The sequence below is a fragment of the Oleiphilus sp. HI0067 genome (assembly GCF_001635735.1).
The window spans coordinates 1-817 of sequence record NZ_LWFI01000188.1 but is presented as its reverse complement, the minus strand read 5'-3'; the positions used below and the strand labels follow the sequence as shown (position 1 = coordinate 817).

2 protein-coding genes are annotated in these 817 nt (G+C 45.9%); both read left to right on the top strand.

Translation table 11 applies throughout. The features are described from left to right. Positions 1–231 (top strand): aminoacyl--tRNA ligase-related protein (locus tag A3739_RS02485; RefSeq protein WP_369821081.1); only part of this gene is annotated, 231 nt, incomplete at its 5' end. Positions 232–242: 11 nt separating this feature from the next. Next, a partial coding sequence (locus A3739_RS02480; protein ID WP_197471975.1) for a bifunctional precorrin-2 dehydrogenase/sirohydrochlorin ferrochelatase occupies positions 243–817 on the top strand: 575 nt, incomplete at its 3' end.

The window sequence follows — 817 nt, the reverse complement described above, 5'->3', positions numbered from 1 at the left end:
GAAATCTCGTCATGTAGCAACACGCGTGACTTCCAAGCTCGTCGCATGCAAGCGCGTTACCGTGACCAAGCTAGCGGGAAGCCGGCATTGGTGCATACCCTGAATGGATCAGGTTTAGCGGTAGGTCGTACCATGATTGCGGTACTTGAAAACTATCAGCAAGAAGATGGTTCGATTAAAGTGCCAGAAGCACTTAAATCATACATGGGTAATATCGACGTTATTCGCTAAGAGACGCTCTTATGAACTGGCTTCCGTTGTATTTTAAGCCGCAAGGGCAGTCAGTTCTTGTCTTTGGTAGTGGTGACGTTGCGACTAGAAAAGTTCGATTTCTACAACGAACAGAATTTCCGATTACCGTAATTAGTATTGATGAGACTGCTAAGGATAGGTTTACTGAGTTTGAATCGGTGGATGTTATTCATAGTACAGGCCTTGATTCTCTTAGCTCTCAATTGTTTGAAAACGTTATTTTTGCAGTTGCGGCATCTGAAGATCATAGCGCTGACGTCTTTTTTGCTCAGCAGGCTCGCCAAGCTGGTATCCCAGTTCATGTGGCACATTCCATAGACGATAGTGATTTTTTGCTTCCTGCTGTAATTGATCGAGGCCCGATATCGGTCGCGGTATCGAGTGCAGGTCAGCATCCTACCTTAACTCGCCTTGTTCGTAATCGTATCGAATCCGTATTGCCGGCAAGGCTCGAAGCTTTGGCTGAGCTAGCATTACGCTATAAAGATAAGGTACGAGAAAAGCTCTCAACTAATAATGCCCGTCGTGCTTTTTGGGAGCGTCAGCTAGAAGGTCGTGTTGCAGA